The sequence below is a fragment of the Blautia intestinalis genome, assembly GCF_014297355.1.
Classification (GTDB): domain Bacteria; phylum Bacillota; class Clostridia; order Lachnospirales; family Lachnospiraceae; genus Blautia_A; species Blautia_A intestinalis.
The window spans coordinates 72,734-91,723 of sequence record NZ_JACOQE010000005.1 but is presented as its reverse complement, the minus strand read 5'-3'; the positions used below and the strand labels follow the sequence as shown (position 1 = coordinate 91,723).

The 18,990-nt window shown below is 42.6% G+C and carries 19 protein-coding genes and 1 pseudogene; 12 read left to right on the top strand and 8 right to left on the bottom strand.

Annotation, left to right across the window (positions count from 1 at the left end; genetic code table 11):
• Positions 1 to 61 precede the first annotated feature (61 nt).
• Positions 62 to 1,558 carry an FKBP-type peptidyl-prolyl cis-trans isomerase gene (locus H8Z79_RS10095; protein WP_118039980.1) on the top strand — a complete coding sequence of 499 codons (1,497 nt, stop codon included), beginning with the start codon at positions 62 to 64 and terminating at the stop codon, positions 1,556 to 1,558.
• Positions 1,559 to 1,624: 66 nt separating this feature from the next.
• Here H8Z79_RS10095 and H8Z79_RS10090 read toward each other — a convergent pair whose 3' ends face one another.
• On the bottom strand, positions 1,625 to 2,785 hold the full coding sequence (locus tag H8Z79_RS10090) for a DUF4317 domain-containing protein (protein WP_015541603.1): 1,161 nt from the start codon (positions 2,783 to 2,785) through the stop codon (positions 1,625 to 1,627).
• 17 nt (positions 2,786 to 2,802) lie between these two features.
• On the bottom strand, positions 2,803 to 3,189 hold the full coding sequence (locus H8Z79_RS10085) for a DUF6483 family protein (RefSeq protein ID WP_118039982.1): 387 nt from the start codon (positions 3,187 to 3,189) through the stop codon (positions 2,803 to 2,805).
• A 220-nt stretch (positions 3,190 to 3,409) separates the two neighbouring features.
• On the opposite strand from H8Z79_RS10085, the gene H8Z79_RS10080 reads away from it, so the two are divergent.
• Positions 3,410 to 4,426 (top strand): LacI family DNA-binding transcriptional regulator, encoded by a 1,017-nt coding sequence (locus H8Z79_RS10080; RefSeq protein WP_118039984.1) that lies wholly within the window; start codon positions 3,410 to 3,412, stop codon positions 4,424 to 4,426.
• On the opposite strand, the gene H8Z79_RS10075 is transcribed toward H8Z79_RS10080, so the two are convergent.
• The 3 genes from H8Z79_RS10075 to H8Z79_RS10065 are packed head-to-tail and all read right to left on the bottom strand — an operon-like array spanning position 4,413 to position 7,301.
• The gene (locus tag H8Z79_RS10075) at positions 4,413 to 5,330 is read right to left on the bottom strand and encodes an alpha/beta hydrolase fold domain-containing protein (protein ID WP_118039986.1); all 918 of its coding nucleotides are present in this window, start codon (positions 5,328 to 5,330) and stop codon (positions 4,413 to 4,415) included. The genes H8Z79_RS10080 and H8Z79_RS10075 overlap by 14 nt on opposite strands.
• Before the next feature lie 15 nt (positions 5,331 to 5,345).
• The gene (locus tag H8Z79_RS10070) at positions 5,346 to 6,221 is read right to left on the bottom strand and encodes a polysaccharide deacetylase family protein (protein ID WP_118039988.1); all 876 of its coding nucleotides are present in this window, start codon (positions 6,219 to 6,221) and stop codon (positions 5,346 to 5,348) included.
• A 33-nt stretch (positions 6,222 to 6,254) separates the two neighbouring features.
• Entirely contained in the window at positions 6,255 to 7,301 is a 1,047-nt protein-coding gene (locus H8Z79_RS10065; protein ID WP_015541607.1) for a substrate-binding domain-containing protein, read from the bottom strand.
• Between the two features lie 392 nt (positions 7,302 to 7,693).
• Between H8Z79_RS10065 and H8Z79_RS10060 the strand changes: the two genes are divergently transcribed.
• A complete protein-coding gene (locus H8Z79_RS10060; RefSeq protein WP_187002832.1) occupies positions 7,694 to 9,826 on the top strand; it encodes a diguanylate cyclase in 2,133 nt (710 codons plus the stop codon).
• Positions 9,827 to 9,865: 39 nt separating this feature from the next.
• Positions 9,866 to 10,213 carry an Hpt domain-containing protein gene (locus H8Z79_RS10055; RefSeq protein WP_015541609.1) on the top strand — a complete coding sequence of 116 codons (348 nt, stop codon included), beginning with the start codon at positions 9,866 to 9,868 and terminating at the stop codon, positions 10,211 to 10,213.
• An 85-nt stretch (positions 10,214 to 10,298) separates the two neighbouring features.
• On the opposite strand, the gene H8Z79_RS10050 is transcribed toward H8Z79_RS10055, so the two are convergent.
• Genes H8Z79_RS10050 through H8Z79_RS10040 form a run of 3 tightly spaced genes read right to left on the bottom strand, consistent with a single transcriptional unit; the run spans position 10,299 to position 12,146 of the window.
• A complete protein-coding gene (locus H8Z79_RS10050; RefSeq protein WP_015541610.1) occupies positions 10,299 to 11,237 on the bottom strand; it encodes a DUF4097 family beta strand repeat-containing protein in 939 nt (312 codons plus the stop codon).
• A complete protein-coding gene (locus H8Z79_RS10045; RefSeq protein ID WP_225876959.1) occupies positions 11,221 to 11,832 on the bottom strand; it encodes a DUF1700 domain-containing protein in 612 nt (203 codons plus the stop codon). The genes H8Z79_RS10050 and H8Z79_RS10045 overlap by 17 nt, the downstream gene beginning before the upstream one ends.
• On the bottom strand, positions 11,829 to 12,146 hold the full coding sequence (locus H8Z79_RS10040) for a PadR family transcriptional regulator (protein ID WP_015541611.1): 318 nt from the start codon (positions 12,144 to 12,146) through the stop codon (positions 11,829 to 11,831). The genes H8Z79_RS10045 and H8Z79_RS10040 overlap by 4 nt, the downstream gene beginning before the upstream one ends.
• 101 nt (positions 12,147 to 12,247) lie before the next feature.
• On the opposite strand from H8Z79_RS10040, the gene H8Z79_RS10035 reads away from it, so the two are divergent.
• The 8 genes and pseudogenes from H8Z79_RS10035 (at position 12,248) to H8Z79_RS10000 (ending at position 18,977) form a co-directional block, all read left to right on the top strand.
• The gene (locus H8Z79_RS10035) at positions 12,248 to 12,949 is read left to right on the top strand and encodes an AzlC family ABC transporter permease (RefSeq protein WP_118041107.1); all 702 of its coding nucleotides are present in this window, start codon (positions 12,248 to 12,250) and stop codon (positions 12,947 to 12,949) included.
• Between the two features lie 2 nt (positions 12,950 to 12,951).
• Positions 12,952 to 13,278: a branched-chain amino acid transporter permease gene (locus H8Z79_RS10030; protein WP_118041201.1), complete on the top strand. Its 327-nt coding sequence runs from the start codon at positions 12,952 to 12,954 to the stop codon at positions 13,276 to 13,278.
• Positions 13,279 to 13,404: 126 nt separating this feature from the next.
• Positions 13,405 to 13,575, top strand: a pseudogene (locus H8Z79_RS10025) (VOC family protein); the annotation flags it as partial.
• A 40-nt stretch (positions 13,576 to 13,615) separates the two neighbouring features.
• Positions 13,616 to 14,614 (top strand): asparaginase, encoded by a 999-nt coding sequence (locus H8Z79_RS10020; RefSeq protein WP_015541629.1) that lies wholly within the window; start codon positions 13,616 to 13,618, stop codon positions 14,612 to 14,614.
• A gap of 32 nt (positions 14,615 to 14,646) precedes the next feature.
• Entirely contained in the window at positions 14,647 to 15,513 is an 867-nt protein-coding gene (locus H8Z79_RS10015) for a carbon-nitrogen hydrolase family protein (protein ID WP_118041109.1), read from the top strand.
• 818 nt (positions 15,514 to 16,331) lie between these two features.
• Positions 16,332 to 16,865 (top strand): TetR/AcrR family transcriptional regulator, encoded by a 534-nt coding sequence (locus H8Z79_RS10010; protein WP_118041111.1) that lies wholly within the window; start codon positions 16,332 to 16,334, stop codon positions 16,863 to 16,865.
• 39 nt (positions 16,866 to 16,904) lie between these two features.
• A complete protein-coding gene (locus H8Z79_RS10005) occupies positions 16,905 to 17,777 on the top strand; it encodes a DegV family protein (RefSeq protein ID WP_118041113.1) in 873 nt (290 codons plus the stop codon).
• Between the two features lie 75 nt (positions 17,778 to 17,852).
• Positions 17,853 to 18,977 carry a DUF362 domain-containing protein gene (locus H8Z79_RS10000; protein ID WP_118041115.1) on the top strand — a complete coding sequence of 375 codons (1,125 nt, stop codon included), beginning with the start codon at positions 17,853 to 17,855 and terminating at the stop codon, positions 18,975 to 18,977.
• The last annotated feature ends 13 nt before the right edge of the window (positions 18,978 to 18,990 follow it).

Here is an 18,990-nt window from a genome sequence, read left to right as displayed (position 1 = left end):
CTGTCGGTGAAAAAAGTTTATACTCTTATTTATATGAATTCATGCAGTGATGGAGGATAAGATGAAAACAATGACAAAGAAAACAGCAGTTGTAGCTCTTGCCGGTGTGATGGCAGCAGGAATGCTCACAGGCTGTGGTGAAAAAGCATTAGATGGAACAAAGACAGTTGCAACTGTAGATGGTACAGAAATCCCACTTGGTATGTTAAGCCTTTCTGTCAGAGAGGGTCAGGCGCAGGCAGAGGCCATGTACAAGAGCTTTATGGGCGGATCTGATTATTCTATCTGGGGTACAGAGGCAGAGAAAGGCAAGACTTATGGCGAGCAGGCAGTAGAGCAGGCACTGAAAGATATTGAGCTGATGTGTATCCTTAAGGAAAAAGCGGCTGATTATGATGTAGAGATCACAGAAGATGATGAGAAGGCAATTGCCGATGCGGCAGCAGCCTTTATGAGTGCAAATACAGAAGACACCCTGAAAACTCTGGCAGTTACAGAAGATCAGGTGAAGACATATCTGGAACTTGAGACATATAAGAGCAGAATGCATGATCCAATCATTGCTGATGTAGACAAGAACGTTTCTGATGAGGAAGCACAGCAGTCTTCTTTTAACTATGTAAGCATCAGCACTTCTGACCTGAGTGATGATGAGATCAAACAGAAAAAAGAAGATGCACAGAAAATTCTTGACGGACTGAATGCAGATCCGGACGGAGATTTCAGCGAAATTGCAAAATCCGTAGATGACTCTTATACAGTATTAAGCGGATCTTTTGATACAAATGAAGATGCGGCAGAAGAGGACTCTGATGACGAAGATGAGACTACAGCATCTTCCGGTAATTATCCGGATGAGGTAATGAAGGTTCTCCGTACACTGAAAGACGGCGAAGTCGGACCGGATGTTATTGAGACAGATTCCTCTTACTATGTAGTCAGACTTGACAAAGTAAACGATGAAGATGCGACAGCTACAAAGAAAGAATCCATTATCTCCACCAGAGAAAATGAGCTGTATACAGAGACTACAGACAAATGGATGGATGAAGCGGACATCAAAGTCGAGAAGAAAGTTCTGAAGACACTGAAAGTTACAGACAATCATAAATTCACAATTCAGACAGCAGCAGAAGACACTACTGACGAGGCCGCAGAAGTAACTGAAGCACCAGAGGTAACAGAGGCAGCAGATGCAACCGAGACACCGGAGGTAACAGAAGCAGCAGATGCAACTGAGACACCTGCTGTGACCGAATCACCTGCTTACAGCACAGATACTTCTCTTGAAGTCAAAGATGGCGATACAGTCAACATTGACTATGTAGGAAAGATTGATGATGTTGCATTTGACGGTGGAAGTACAGACGGAAACGGCACAGATCTGGTGATCGGTTCCGGTTCATACATTGATAACTTCGAAGAGCAGCTGATCGGTGCACATCCTGGAGATAAGGTAGAAGTTACAGTTACTTTCCCGGATGATTATCAGGCAACGGATCTTGCCGGCAAGGAAGCAGTATTTGATGTTACTGTAAATGGAATTTACGAAAAATAAAATAGCATAAGAAAAGGATGACAGGTTCAGAATCTGCCATCCTTTTTTAGTAAAACCAGATACAAATCAGAATTCTTCCGGCTCATCTTCAGAACTTCCGCCGTTTCCACCGGAAACGTGGATTCCGTTGATCTCGACATCTCCTTCCATCGGGATTACGATGCATTTGCGTCCGTCGATAACCTGTGTCTCGATCAGCATCGCACGGTCCGGGTCGACATGGATCACAACATCCGGTGTCTTGATCTCTGTACGGCGTGTATTGGTGATATTGGAGGCCATAAGGGAAGCGTTTTCGCCTGCAATTGCCTCGTAAGACTGGTCAAATGTTTCAAGCTTTTCATCTTCCACACCACATTCTTCGAAGAGACGTTTTACTTCCGGCCTGGTCAGAACAGCAGGATCCGGAGAATCCTTCTGAGCTTCCACCCATTCGTTGAGCTTTTCGTGGATGTTCATAACGGTATCGTAGGCACAGTCATCTCCGAGAGTTTCTTCTACGAGAGCATTAAAAGAATCTCTCTGCCCGCCTGCGGAGAGCGGGGTTGTACAGCCGAACATTTCATCTACGAAAGTGCTGCGAAGCTGCTCGGCATTTTTGGTATAATACAGAAGTCCGTGAATATCTGTACTGCGGTCGTTGAATACAGGGAAAAGGAAACCAAGATCCGGCATCTCCACGATCCAGTCACGGATACGGTCCTCGATATTATTTGTCTCTGCATTGTAGCACAGCCCTGCCTTGGAAAGGTTGACCGGACAGATGCTGCAGAGGATATGGTCGTAGATCTCATCGGAAGCATCAAACATTTCCTGACCGTCTGAGGACTTGCCCGGGATATCGTAGACAGCATGGATCAGGATAATGTAATAATTCTCGCCGTAATCATAGTTTTCGATAATCTTATCATAAAATTCTTCCAGAATGGCATTGTCCTGAAGTTTGCTGCCGCGGAGTTTCATAAGAAATTCCTGTGTGCCGCCCTCTTTTTCCTGGTCGAGAGGAAACTCCATGTTGATCAGGTTTTTGCCGACTGTGCCGGAAAGAGTTTTCTTGAATATTTCAAAGTATTTGAACATTTCTTCCTCGGAAAGAGAGAGAAATGCCTCTTTCAGTTCTGTTTTTTTATTCTTTTCACCGTCAACATAACAGCCGCAGATACGTGTGATCGCACAGTTGGCCGGTGAAAACTGCTTTTTGATTTCGGATATTTCTTTTTTGTTCATTATGTATCGCTCCTGATTTACAGAATTTCAGTACGGAAAGCCTCCGCAATTCCGCTTAAATTATAGCGTTCTGCGAGATCCTGAATTCCCATCATGATCTCCTCGCGGCTGAAGTTATTGGCCTCGAGAAATTCATCATCTTTTCCATTCAGTTCATAATAGAAAAGAAGGCCTATCTTCAGATTCTGACGGTCCCCGTCACAGGTTATCTCATATAATCTGTTTTCGGCTTCATCAATCTTACCATCATCGGCAAGTGAAGTCAGAGAATCCAGTATCTGTCTTGCATCTTTATCCTCAATGACTTCCGGAGTCAGCTCGGAAGCATTTACCTGAAATAACATTTTCATGACAGCGCGCACCATTTCGCGAATCTGGCGCAGTATATAATCATCCTGAAGCATTTTGTTCTCCCTTCTGAATCAAAAATTCTGAATCATAAATTATAAATATATAGTTTTAACTATGTAAATGTACCTACCTAGAGTACCACAAAAAAGAAGTTTCTTCCAGATGAAAAAAATATTAATATAAGGCAGATAGTGCACAAATCTGTTTGACGAGCGTGATGAGATTCAGTACAATAAAGTAAGTAGAAGAAACGTGGAACAGAAGGAAAAATCTATGAGTACAATTTTTGATGTGGCGAAAGCGGCAGGTGTTTCCAAGTCAACAGTTTCCAGAGTTCTGAATGGAGAAAGCGGAGTAAAGGAAGCAACCCGCGAAGCTGTAGAAAAGGCAATCCGGGAGCTAAAATATACACCGAGCTATCTGGCACAGGGAATCCGTACAGGCAAGACAAAGACGATTGCGATGGTTGTGCCGGAATATACAAATATCTTTTATAACGAACTTTTCAGAGGCGTGGAGGATATTGCGCTGAAGTACGGGTACATGGTGTTTGTCTGCAATACAGAAAGAAGCCGCCGTTCTGAAATTGAATATACAGAAGAAATTTTAAAGAGAAATGTCGATGGTATTATTTATAATACCTATTCAAACAGTGAAGAAATGCTGAATTATCTGCGGACACTTTCGCAGAAGCTTCCGGTCGTTTATACGAATCATCTGTTCCAGGAGGACGAACAGGTTTCTTATGTTTATACAGACGGATTTGAGAGTAACCGGGAGGCGGTACATTACCTTTATGAGAAGGGGCGTACAACAATCGGATACATTCGTAATACCACGGATATCAGTGTCATAGAAGACCGTTATGAGGGCTATCAGCAGGGCTTAAGAGACTGTGGAATCCCTTTCAGGGAAGAATATGTCTATCAGGCAAAACAGAGCACAGAACCGGATTATATTGCGCTTGGGGCGGAAGCGGCGAAGTACTATGAGGGACTTGACGAAACACCAAAAGCAGTGATCGCAGCGATAGATGCTCTGGCAATCGGATGTGTGCAGCAGTTTCAGAAGGACGGGGTTTGCATACCTGAACAGGTAAATGTGATCGGATTTGATAATATTTCACTCAGTTCGCTGATCCAGCCGCCTCTGACGACGATCAGCCAGCCAATCCGACTGATCGGACAGAAAGCAGCAGAGATCATTATTGCGAAACTGGATGGAAGGGAAATCGAAGATAAAGTAGTCTTTCCGGGCAATCTTATCCTGCGGGCAACTACAGATCTTTAATCTGCCTGGAAATCCAGCGGCAGATATGCTTCACCGATTTTTCAGCAAGTTCATGCTGTCTGCGGGTAATCTGCATTTTGGTGATGGATGGAATGTATTCATAATTAAAATGATTCTCAATAAAACCATGAAGAGCTTCCCGTACATAATAAAATGTTACGGGAACTTTTGCTTTGCGGAGAAGGAGACCATATTTTTTGCCACCCTCATTCAGATTGTCACGACCACACAGAAGAATAAAGGTTCGCGGCATATCTGTAAATGTCTCAGCAGGATAGAGAATCGGTGAGATCAGTACATTCCGAAGCTCGTCCGGTGATTTTGTATAATAGTGAGCAAAAGTATCCATCAGTTTACCGGACACAGAGTTCCTGATCGGCCTGCGCTCTGCAGAACTGCGATATGGATCCATATACGGATAATCCAGAATCTGCATACAGGGTGTGAACTGCTGGTTTTCTCTTGCCATATAGACGGTTCCGGCAGCCAGGTTAGCTCCGGCACTGTGTCCCCAGAGAATGATTCTGTCCGGCTGAGCTTTGAGTTCTTTCATAGAAAGAGCATGAAGCACACAGTCATAGACATCTTCCAGTCCGATTGGGAAAGGATGCTCCGGTGTAAGGCTGTAGTCGCATGCGATCACGGGAATTCCAAGAGTCTGGTGAATAAAGTGGCAGAAGTCGTCATCATCGGCTGCGGTATTGTACATGAAACCGCCACCGTGGACTTCTACGATCAGATATCCCGGATGAAGATTTTCTTTGTTGTAGATAAATGCATGCATGGAACCGTTTCTTGTCGGAACGGTTATTTTTTTTCCGTATAAATGCGGACGGCAGGCCCGATTTTGCATACGGGCCTGCTCTCTTTTGATAACCTCTTCATTATGAAACTGTTTTTTCAAAATCGATTCTCCTTATCAGTCATTAGTATGTTTCCAGGGGATAGAAACTGTTTTTCCGGAAGGAATCTGATATGGTCTGCCATCGATCATAAGCCATACATCTGTGCAGGTTGGATTAAAAATGTAATCTCCGGTAGAAGAATATACAAGACTTCTGACTGCAAGAATATACTGACAGATTTCTATGTTTGAAGCATACCAGATATCTTCTCTGTTTCCGAGCTTTTTGAAGAAGCTTTCGAGTCCCTCCCAGTCATGGTAGGCATCCAGCTGGTATGCATGTCCCCAGACATAAAAGAGGGAAGGTGAAAGATATTTTTCATCTGCGTTTTCCTCCAGAAATTTCTCTGCAAGCTCCATACGGTTGTCGGCACAGTAGTGACATGTAGGATGCCAGGTGAGAAAATTCTCAGGCAAACGGAAAGTATCAGTAGTAATGACTGTTCGGGAGTAAAGTATTCCGCAAATTCGCACCGTTTCCAAAACGGAATCGTTATAAGTTCCGAACGGATATGACATACCTGAAATGGGATGTCCGGTCAGAGCTTCCAGATCTCTCTTATTTTCGGATATTTCCCAGGCTGCCATGGAAGAAGGAACGGTAGTCAGGTCGGGATGTGTCATTGTATGGACTGCAATTTCAAATCCATCATAGACTTCCTTTATTTCATCTCTCCGGAGCTTGTAATGGCTGACATCGATACCCGGCTGTATCAGCCAGTCACGGTCACCCATCAGACCGGAATTCAGATGAAAAGTTCCTTTGATTCCATATTTACGCATCAGCTCAGTAAGACGTATATCCTGTGTGATTCCATCATCTGAACTTAATGTAAATGCTTTTTTGCGTCCGCCCGGAAAAAGCGTAATGTCCTGTCTTAATCTCAACATATTTACCGCCGCCTGTTTGAGTATAATCTGATTTTAATAAACATCTTTCCATTCGTCAATATTGGAAGGATCGAATTTGTATGGAGGTCCTAAGATGATTTCAGAACCACCGTCGGAGCATTCCTGAATTGTATATGGACTGTTTTCCATATCACCTGCATCAAAGGTATCACCAACGGCACCGGTGATCGTTCCGTCAACAAGTGCAATAGCTGTGTATGCAGAAAGCTTTCCTACATCTTCCGGATTCCAGAGGAACATGTATGGACATGGTGAACTGTCATCATCGCCGATATATGCAGACATTTCGGAAGGAAGTCCAAGACCTGTGAGTTTAACAGGGGATTCGCTGTCCTGAATAACTTTGGCTGCTGCGTTGATACCAACAGTAGTCGGGGAGCAGATAACCTTCAGATCCGGGTATTTGGACAGAAGAGCCTGTGTCTGGTCGGTAGATTTCTGTGGCTCATCATCACCGTAAGCAACTTCAACGAGATCCAGATCTTTGTATTTATCATCTTCCATAACAGCTTTCATAGCATCAATCCATGAATTCTGGTTTGCAGACTGGCTGCTTGCGGAAAGAATTGCGAATTCACCTGAACCACCGGAGATATCATATACTGCATCAGCGAGAGCCTGACCGATTTCGTTAACACCTGCCTGATTTACAAAAGTCTGGCGTGCTTCCGGAACAACGTTGGAATCAAGAGATAATACTTTGATACCTTCGTTCATGGCATCCTGAAGGCAGGCTGTCAGTGCGTTCACGTCATTACTTGCAATGGCAATGGCATCAACTTCCTGAGAGATCAGGGACTGAATCAGAGGAATCTGGGCATCAGCGGTTGCTTTTTCAGGGGATTTGATAATACATTCTCCTCCGGCTGCCTCAATAACCTGCCTGAAACCGTCGGCCTCTTTTTCAGCATATGGGTTTCCGGAATTTCGGATTACGATCGCAAAAGTTTTTCCGGAAAGATCGCCCTCAGAGTCCGCATTTACAATGAGAGCAGTGCCGCTTATAACAGAAGTTGCCATAGCAGCAGTAAGAAGGATAGAGAGTAATTTTTTCTTCATGAGATTTCTCCTTTCTTTTTAATGGGAACATTCCCAAAAAATAGTAAAAAAATATTTTCTTTTAAAATTCCGTACTTAAAATAAAGAAAATATTTAATTGGGAACATTCCCAAAAACATCTTAATTCATTTATACACTTGTTTACAGAAAAAAGCAAGCATATTTGAATAAAAAAAGAAAATTCGTACAAAAACGATAAAAATATCCATGATATTTTGTATATATTTAATATAACCTGCAAATAGAAATCAAATGTAATTTTTTACGTTAGTGTTGTGAAGATAAAACTTTACGCGGAAATCACGGAATGATATAATAGATATTATTATACAGTGAACGGAAAACGATTATAACAGGCAGATATCTGTCTGTTGCAGGAAGGATATGAATAGATGAATCAAAGTACTGCGATGACACAGCAGGAATCAGAAGTAATGATAAGGGAACTGAGTAAGGTATTTGACGTAGTACGTTTGCTCGATGAAGAAACTCTTGAAACGGGAAATATAAAGGATGTCACAGATGCAGAGGGATTTCCGTGTAAATGTTATTCTTTTTGGAAGAAGGGAGACAACTGTAAGAACTGTACTTCCAGAGACGCATTTCGTAAAAAAAATGAGCAGCTGAAACTTGAATATCTGGATTCCAATATATATCAGGTAATTTCGAAGTATGTAGAGATTGACGGGAAACCTTATGTCATGGAACTCATCAATCAGATGAATGCAGATGCGGTCATGGATGAGGATGGAAGGAATGAACTTATCAAACAGCTTTCCGGTTACAATCGTGAACTGTATACCGATGCACTGACAGGAATTTATAACAGACGTTATTACGAAGAGCGTATCCGAAATTCTAATATGTCTGCCGGTGTGGCAATGATCGATCTTGATGACTTCAAGATCTACAATGACACATTCGGCCATGATGCAGGTGACCTTGCACTTACAACGGTAGTTGGTATTATTAAGGATAACGTCCGACGGACAGATATGCTGATCCGTATGGGAGGGGATGAGTTTTTGCTTGTTATGCCGGATATCGGGGAACAGGCATTTGCAGACAAACTGAATCAGATACAGGGAAAGATCCATTCCTCCAAAGTACCGGGATATTCACAGCTTCGTTTATCGGTAAGTATCGGAGGCGTACTGTCCGGCAGCGGAAGCACGGTTGAGAAGGCAATCCGTAAGGCGGATCAGTTTATGTATCAGGCCAAAACCTGTAAAAACATGGTTGTCACCGAACATGATGAACAACTGAAGGAGCAACAGGAAAGTGCAAATAATAATGGATCAAAAGCATACAAATACCGGATTCTGGTCGTGGATGATTCCGAGATGAACCGGGAGATCCTGTCGGAGATTTTAAATGAGGAATACGATATTATAGAGGCTGACAGCGGAGACACATGTATTGATATGCTTCGTAAGTATGAAACAGGTATTTCACTTGTGCTTCTGGATATTGTTATGCCGGGCATGGATGGATTTGGTGTCCTGAATTATATGAATCATCACCATTATCTGGAAGATATCCCGGTTATTATGATTTCCAGTGAAGATTCGACAGAGACTGTTCGAAGAGCTTATGAAATGGGTGTTTCAGATTATATCAACCGTCCATTTGATGCAGGTGTTGTACACCGGAGAGTATATAATACAATCAAGCTTTATGCGAAACAAAGACGACTGATCGCACTGATCACCAATCAGGTATATGAGAAAGAAAAGAATAACCGTATGATGGTCGGTATTCTGAGTCAGATAGTTGAGTTCCGTAATGGAGAGAGTGGCAGTCATGTTTTAAATATCAATATATTTACAGGAATGCTTCTTGAAAGTCTGGTACAGCATACAGATAAATATGATCTCAGCTGGTCAGAACGTCTTCTGATCACGACGGCTTCGGCATTGCATGATATCGGTAAGATCGGTATTGATGACAAGATCCTCAATAAGCCTGGCAGGCTGACAGATGAAGAGTTCAAGATCATGCAGAATCATACGATTATTGGCGCATCAATTCTTGAAAACATGGGAAGTTATCAGGATGAAGAACTGATGAAAGTCGCTTACCAGATCTGCAGATGGCATCATGAGCGATATGATGGTAAGGGCTATCCGGATGGACTGAAAGGTGATGAGATCCCGATCTCTGCACAGGTAGTTTCTCTGGCAGATGTATATGATGCGCTTGTTAGTGAACGTGTATATAAGAAAGCATATTCACATGAAAAAGCGATAGAAATGATCACGAATGGAGAATGTGGATGTTTTAACCCGATTCTTCTGGAGTGTCTGCTTGATATTCAGGATCGAATCAAACGTAAGATGAAGACCGGCATACCGGAAGATAATCCGTTTAAGAAACGGGAAAAGAAGGCAGAACTCAAAGAGTTTGAGAATGTAAAAGAAGATTTTATGGATGTAGTATCAAAAAACATGGAAAAAGAATATTCCAATTTTGAAAATGATGAATTTGTCGATTTTTCAAGGGGGGGGGAAAAACCCAGATTCTGAGTGAAATGCGGAGAAAATATTTAGAATAGGAGAAGGATTATGACAATCAGAGAATGCTATGATGAATTAGGATTAGATTTTGATGCTGTGTTGAGCAGACTGGTAAATGAGAAACTTGTCCAGAAATTTGCACTGAAATTTCTGGATGATCCAAGTTTTCAGAATCTGAAAGATGCTTTAGATTCAAAAGATGTAGAGACCGCTTTCCGTGCGGCACATACCTTAAAAGGTGTCTGCCTGAATCTTGGATTTGACAATCTGTATCCGTCAAGTAAGGATCTGACCGAACTGCTCCGTGCCGGAAGCATGGATGGCTATGAAGATCTTTTTGCAGAAGTAGAAAAAGAATATAACAGAACCTGTGAGGCACTTCGTAAAGTTGCCTGAGAGAAGTCTGGAAATGATAGCTCCCTGTATTCTGTGGTGAAACAGAGTACAGGGAGATTTTATTTCCGGATATGTGAGAATGATACTAATATGCGGTGATTCGGATCTCACCGTCGGTGTTTTGCAGCTGCAGGGAATTCTGAGTTTTCTTCTCAGAGGTGACGAGCTGATTGTCATCTTCATCAGTCATAACGCTGCCAAACTTCTCCGGAATATCAATATCGCTTGCTTCAGCCTGTATGGAAAGTGAAGTGAGATTTTTTTCCGGAATACTGAGGGTAATATCCCCGAGACTACTGTTAAAGGTACTTTTTCCATTGAAAGAGACATTCTCGGCATTTACATCGCCATCCATCGTCTTTATCTGACTGTCAGTAAGGGCAGTGTCTTTGATATTCAGATTGCCAAGATCTGTGCTGAGTTCCAGATTTTCAAAGGAACATCCTGAAATTGTAACGTCGCCGTCGTCGTTTTGAATCACTGCCTTCTGAGCATTCACAGACTCTACATTCATATCACCGTATCCCATCTTGCAGGAAAAACTACTCAGGTCGGTTTTCTTCGGAATATAAACAGTTACTTTATTGGAGTTTTCAATTACATGGCTCTGACCGAGCATTTCCTGAAGAAAATTAATATCAATATGAATATAGGAATAGGATTCGTGGCCCTTTTTCTCAACAATATTTAATGCACCGTTCTGTACCTGATAAGAAAGCGGAAGCATTCCGTCATTTGTTTCAATATTATAAGAGATATAGAAGTTGTCGTCATCAGATGATTGAATGTCCAGATCAATATTTTTAAGATCAATGTTCAGAGAAGAAAAAGCATTGATTTCTGTTTTGCTTAAGATGGCATGGCTGTCGCTGGAATCCATCATTGCGGCTCCGCTGATACGGTTCAGGTCCGCCGTTTTTACGTAGTTTCTGCCGCCGGATGCAACACCGACACCAAAGAAAAGGATTCCGACAGCACAGAAAATACCACCGGCAGCCAGTAAACGTTTATTTGTTTTTTTCATGATTTTTACCTCTCTTTCTTGCCAGACACTGTGCCAGTTTTACCAGAAGAATACCCATCCATTTGCAGAGGTAGATGCCGAGGATATACAGAAGGAGTGAACAGCCGATTCCAAGTAAACCACATCCCGTGATCATCAAAGCTCCTGAGAGGGAATACGGGAAAGAAACTAACCCACGCAGTAACAATTTTCCGCCAATCAGTAACACACTGAGGGCAGCGATGAAATCAGAGATGATCACGCAGACCACGCAGATTGCAACAGCCAGCAGGACTGCAAGCATTGCAATAAAAAGCGGGACAGTCACAGGTGTGGACAGGATTGCAAGAACAGCAAGTAAAGTGATTCCTTTTTTGTTCTTTTTATTATCCTCATTGGTGGTATCTTGTTCCTGAATCTTGCGGTCAAGCAGATTGTACATCAGATCTGCGGCTGCTTCTTTCGGAGTGCCGAGTTCTTCCATCAGCTTTTGTTGTCCGGCTTCATCTGTATCACTGAAATATTCATTAAAATATTCAATCGCATCTTCATAATCCTGTTTGGGAAGTTTACGAAGATATTTTTTCAATTTTGCCATATATTCTTCTCTGGTCAATTTCGAATCCTCCCTTCGACGATTCCGTCAATGGTATTTCTGTACGAACTCCATTCTTCATGCAGATACAACAGTTGTTGTTTGCCGGAATCAGTGATAGAATAATATTTGCGTTTACGTCCCTGAAATTCCTGAGAGTATGTTGTCAGATAACCGTTCTTCTCGAGCTTTTTCAAAATGGGGTAGAGTGTTGATTCTTTGATGTCAGCTACGATTTTGACGGTCTGGCTGATCTCGTATCCGTAGGAATCCTGCGTATCGACCACGGACAGAATCAAAAACTCGATAAGTAATGCTGAGACGGGATAATACATCCGATCACCTCCATTAATAATATATAAAATAATTATATATAAAAATTTTATATATAAAATATATACACATACATATGAAATGTCAAGGAGTAATTTTGCAAATGAAGAAAAAAGCATTCAAAGCCGCATTTCCATATACGGTTCCTATAGGTATAGGATTCCTTTTTCTGGGTATGTCCTATGGATTTATGATGCAGAGTAAGGGTTTCTCCGTATGGTATCCGTTTTTTATGAGTATGTTTATCTTTGCGGGTTCTATGGAATTTGTAACATCGAATCTATTGCTGTCAGCCTTCAGTCCGGTCGCAGCATTCTTTCTGGCACTGATGGTCAATGCCAGACATTTATTTTATGGTCTTTCCATGCTGAACAAATATAAGAACACCGGCTGGAAGAAATTTTATCTGATTTTTGGTATGTGTGATGAATCGTTTACGGTTAACTGCACTGTGACGCCGCCGGATGATGTGGATCGTGGCTGGTTTATGTTTTTTGTCAATCTGTTAAACCAGATCTACTGGGTATTTGCCGCTACTGCAGGCGCACTGCTTGGATATGTGATCCATTTTGATACAACCGGAATTGAATTTGTTATGACGGCCCTTTTTGTCGTTATGTTTCTGAATCAGTGGGAAGAGACAAAGGATCACCGCCCGGCACTGGTGGGACTAATTTGTTCGGCAATCTGTCTGTTGATTTTTGGAAGCAGTAACTTCATTGTTCCGGCAATGGTATTTATCATCATCTGTTTTACCGCGGAACGCAAAGTCAGCAGGAAAACGATGGAGGCAGAGGCGAAATGACAATGACAACAACACAGGCAATCATTACGATCGCGGCAGTTGTTCTCGGAACGATGGCAACACGCTTTATACCGTTTATTATCTTTCCGGAAGGAAAAAATCCACCGGAGTTTGTTAAATATCTGGGGACGGTTCTTCCTTATGCGGCAATTGGTCTTCTTGTGATCTACTGCCTCAAGGATGTGCCGGCGAGCAGCACACATGGGCTGCCGGAGGCAATCGCGATTTTGTTTATCGTATGGATCCATAAATGGAAAAAGAACACACTTCTCAGTATCGGTGGGGGAACGGTGCTGTACATGATACTTGTACAAACTGTTTTTCATTAATGGTGTGATTGTGAAAGAGCATTGTCAGACTATTATTCATGAGTATATTGATAAACTGTATGATTTCAAAACAGTTGTCGAAACATTATTAAAAGAAGATAAATAAAAAGTATTATACAGGAGAATTATGATCCCGGTGATAACGAGATCCATCTTGCATTTACGACAGATGACATGGAAGCAGCTCATAAGAAGCATGAAGAAATGGGATGCATCTGCTTCGAAAATCCGGCAATGGGCATTTACTTTATCACAGATCCGGACGGATACTGGCTGGAAATCGTACCGGAGAAATAATACAGTTGGTTAAAATATGACAAATGATGGAGGTTCAGATATGCCAAAGAGAATTCTGATCATAAATACAGGAGGGACGCTTTCTTCTGTAAAGAGCTCCAAGGGGCTTGTTCCGGGAATGAGCAGTGGCGATATGCTGGAGGAACTGCGTATGGTTTCCAAAAATCTGGAGCTGGAAACAGAGGATTTCTGCTCACTTGACAGTTCCAATATCGGACCGGAAGACTGGACCGGACTTGCAACACTCATCGCAAGAAGAAGTTATGATTATCATGGGATTGTGGTGATTCATGGTACCGATACGTTGGCCTATACGTCTGCGATGCTGTCTTTTATGCTGCAGAATATTTCGATTCCGGTAGTTGTGACAGGAAGCCAGCTTTCTATCGCCAATCCGGTTGCAGATGCGTTGGAAAACTGTCGGTGTGGAATCCATATGGCAGCCAGCGGATATCCGGGAGTTTTTGTTGCATTCAACCGTAAGGTGATGCTCGGATGCCGTGCGTCCAAAGTCCGTACAATGAGCTTTGATGCGTTTGAAAGCATTAATTATCCATATGTCGGAGAAATCAGTTCACTGGGACTGCGCGTTTTTGAGAAAAATCTTGTAGAGAAAAAAGGAATCTTCAAACCACAGACAGCGTATTCAGACAAGGTTGCACTGCTGAAGCTTTATCCGGGAATCAGTCCGGAGATACTGGATATGTATTATGAAAAAGGATATAAAGCTGTCTATATTGAGGGATTCGGACTGGGAGGAATGCCTTTCCTGAAAAATGATTTCACAGGAAAGGTCGGCGAAGTTATCGAGAAAGGAATGCTGGTGCTTGCCGGAAGTCAGTGTCGTTATGAGGGCAGTAATCTGTCTGTATATGAAACCGGTCGCCTCGCACTGGAGAAGGGCGTGATTCAGGCATATGATATGACTACGGAAGCCGCCATGACAAAGCTTATGTGGGTACTTGGGCAGACCGGCGATCTCCGTGAGATGAAAGAATATTTTTCCATGGACATTGTCGGCGAGGTATGTATTGGATAGCGTGTGTAAAGTATTGAAAGTGGATATGTAAGATGAATAAATTTCGTGCAGCGGCGATTCAGATGCCGACAGTAGAAGATAAGATGGAAAATATAAAGGCAGTCAGACATTATCTGGAACAGATTAAAGCACAGAAAGTTGACTTTGTCGTGTTACCCGAGATGTTCTGCTGTCCGTACCAGACGGAAAAATTCCCGGAATACGCAGAAGAAGAGGGCGGTTCGGTGTGGAAAGCTCTTTCTGCATATGCGAAAGAATATAATATTTATCTGGTAGCAGGCTCCGTTCCGGAAAAAGACGACGAAGGCCGCGTATATAATACCTGCTATATTTTTGACCGGCAGGGTGTACAGATTGGAAAGCACAGAAAGACACATCTGTTTGATATTGATGTAAAAGGTGGGCAGAGTTTTAAAGAATCTGATACGCTGACTGCCGGAAACAGTGGAACTGTTTTCGAGACAGAGTTTGGCAGGATGGGTGTGATGATCTGTTTTGACATCCGTTTTCCGGAGTTTGCACGTATGATGGTAAATGACGGAGCGAAGATGATTTTTGTGCCGGCAGCATTCAATATGACGACCGGACCGGCACACTGGGAGCTTTCTTTCCGCGCCCGTGCACTGGACAACCAGATTTATATGCTGGGATGTGCACCGACCCGCGATCCGGCGGCTTCCTACATTTCATGGGGACATTCCATATTCACAGATCCATGGGGCAGAGTCGTGGACATGCTTGATGAAAAAGAGGGTATTCTGATCTGTGAAGCAGATCTTGATTACGAAAATGAAATCCGCGAACAGCTTCCGCTTCTGAAAGCGCGGAGAAATGATGTGTATGGGATAGAAAGGTCGAGCATGTTTAAAGATTGTGTTCACTCCGTTCGCAGTAACTAAAGATTCTCCCTGTATAAATTCAATTAAAGAATTGATTGAAAAAAATAAAGCAGTAGCATATAATATGTTTAACAAGGGAGCTGGAAGGTGAGTGCTGGTCACCCAATCCGGCGAAATAAGATTAGTAAAAAATAGCTGTCAATTCTCGCCAAAGATTAGGACGGCTATTTTTTATGGGCATATGTAAGTATAGCTACAATTAGATTAGAAATAGTTAAAATAATCATAAATGTCTCGTAATCGCTCATAAACTTCACCTCCTCCGTAAGGTGCTCGGATTAAGAGAAGAGCACGTCCCCCAGCTACCTGGGTAAATATATTAAATTATGGAAAGTATAGCACATACAGTTCTATATAATTGTCGAAAAAGGTCGAGCGATATTATTTAGGGAAGATTTCAGATACAGTGCGGCGCGGACAGGTTGGATGAATCGGGACATGGCAATTTTCAGGGATCCGATGCCAATTATTGTTGAAATCCAGTCAAGAAGCATCGGGTTTCTTAATGTCGATTATGAATCGATGCAAGTTACTGGGCAAATTATTACAAAATGGCATCGGAAACAGCAAGGGCACAGCTGAACCGATGCTTTTTCTTGTAAACATAAGAAATCCTGCTGAATGATTAATGTATATAATCATCCGGCAGGGTTTTGTTTTCCTGCAGATCTGCTAATTTATTGACAGTTCCTTTACATGGTGATACAATACAATTCTTTGATGAAACAAAATGTAACATATATGAAGCAGAATATACGATTATAGAAATTGTATAACTATATAAATAACCGGATGTTAAGTTCTGGGAAAGGCAGATCATGAACAAAAAAGAAAATCATTCCGCAAAAAGTGAGATAGAGCAGGCTTTGCTTCGTCTTATGACACAGAAATCCTATCTGGATATCACCGTGACAGACATTGTGCAGGAAGCGAAAGTAGCGAGGGTTTCTTTTTACAGAAATTTTGCATCTATTTCGGAGGTATTGGACAGTATCGCAGATGCGACTGCAGAGAAATTAAATATCGAGTTCCTGCCGATGCTTGACACGACAGACGAACGTAAACTGCGGAAATATCTGTTTAATTATTTTTATCAGATATCATTGAATTATAAAGAAATGTGGGCAATCCGCGGTCTGAATATGGATCTTTTTACGAAACGCCTCGGAGAAAAAATCCATGAAAAACGTAAAGCCGTCGAGTCCGCGGACCTGAATATGGCAGAGAAATATGGATGGGTTGTAAAACTCTGCGTGCTGGATGGCGTATCCAGGCGCTGGATCATGGATGAAATGAAAGAAACACCGGAAGAAATGATCGATTATGTAATGCCGATCATCAAGTCATTATAAGAAGTTTGAACAGTGGAAATACAAAGGAGCAGAAACAATATGAAAAAAACAGGAATCATGACAGACAGCCACAGCGGAATTTTACCGGAAGAAGCGGAACGACTCGGTATCAGAGTTCTTCCGATGCCTTTTTATATCGGAGAGAAACTTTATCGTGAAGGAGTAGATCTATCCCGGGAGGAATTTTATGATATGCTTCGAAAGGGCGTGGATGTGTCCACTTCACAGCCGTCCCCGGCAGAAGTTATTGATATGTGGAAAGAAATGCTGAAAGAATACGAGGAAATCGTCTATATTCCTCTCAGCAGCGCACTGAGTGGTTCCTGTATGGCAGCAGCGGCAATGGCAAATGATGATGCATTTGCCGGAAAGGTATTTGTCGTTGATAATGGCCGTGTGGCGACACCAATGCACCGTTCTGTCCTTGACGCAGTAGAGATGGTGGAAAAAGGATACAGCGCAGCCGAGATCAAGAAGATTTTGGAGGAAAGCAGAGAAAAAATGACCATCTACATCGGTCTCAGCACACTGGAATATTTGAAAAAAGGCGGAAGAATCAGTTCCGTAACCGCACTGGCGGCAAATGTCCTGAATATCAAACCTGTCATGCATTTCAGCACGGGAAAACTTGACACTTATCAGAAATGCCGTGGACTTAAAAAGTCACGTAAGGTCATGATCGATGCAATGAAGGAAGAACTGGAGACAAATTTTGCGAAAGAATATGCAGCAGGGGAAGTATACCTGATGGCGGCATCCAGCAGTAACGATGAAGTGACAGAAGAATGGGTAAACCAGATCCGGGAAAGTTTTCCGGGAATGGAAGTTATGTGCGACAAGCTTTCCTTCGGCCTGTCCTGCCATATCGGTCCGGATGGCCTCGGAATCGGATGCACCTGCAAGCCGGTATAAAAGCGCCTCTTGACTTTATGAAGTATAAAAGAGATAATCTTTTATAAACATATAAAACTCTCAGGAGGAATTAAAATGGAAAAACCTACAGTTTATTTTACGGATTTCCGCTGCCCGGTCGGAACCAGCCAGCTTGACAAACTGAAAAAACTCTGTATCGCAGCCGGCATCAAAGATATTGACATGGACGGAAAATTTGTAGCGATCAAAATGCATTTTGGCGAGCTGGGAAATATGGCGTTCCTTCGTCCGAACTATGCCAGAGTAGTAGCAGATCTGTGTAAAGAGCAGGGTGGTATGCCGTTTTTGACAGACTGCAATACACTGTATCCGGGAAGTAGAAAAAATGCACTGGAACATCTGGACTGTGCAAACCTCAATGGATTTAATACAATTACGACAGGCTGTCAGATTATCATTGGCGACGGACTCCGTGGAACTGATGAAGTAGAAGTTCCTGTTGTAAATGGAGAATATTGTAAGAGCGCATTTATCGGACATGCGATCATGGATGCAGATATTTTTATCAGTCTGACTCATTTTAAAGGACATGAAGCCACCGGGTTCGGCGGCGCACTTAAAAACATCGGTATGGGCTGCGGAAGCCGTGCAGGAAAGATGCAGCAGCATTCAAGCGGAAAACCAGCGATCAACGAAGAAGTCTGTCGTGGCTGCCGTCGCTGTGCAAAAGAATGCGGCAGTGATGCGATTACATATGTAAACAAAAAAGCAGTGATCGATTATGATAAATGCAAAGGCTGCGGCCGTTGTATCGGAGCCTGCAGTTTTGATGCAGTATACAATCCAAACAGCAGTGCAAACGAACTTCTTGACCGTAAGATGGCAGAATATGCACAGGCAGTCTGTCATGGACGTCCGCATTTCCATATTGCACTGGTTCAGGATATCAGTCCGAACTGCGACTGCCATGGAGAGAATGATGCACCAATTCTTCCGGATATCGGAATGTTTGCAAGTTTTGACCCGGTTGCACTGGATCAGGCATGTGCAGATGCCTGCTTGAAAGCAACACCGATTGCAGACAGTCAGCTTGGAGAACATCTGGCAGAGCCTGGATGGCATTGTCACCATGACCATTTCAAAGATTCCAATCCAAACATCGAATGGAAAGCAACTCTTGACCAGGCAGAAAAAGTCGGACTTGGAACCAGAGAATACGAATTAAAGAGAATCAAATAATCACAGGAGAGGG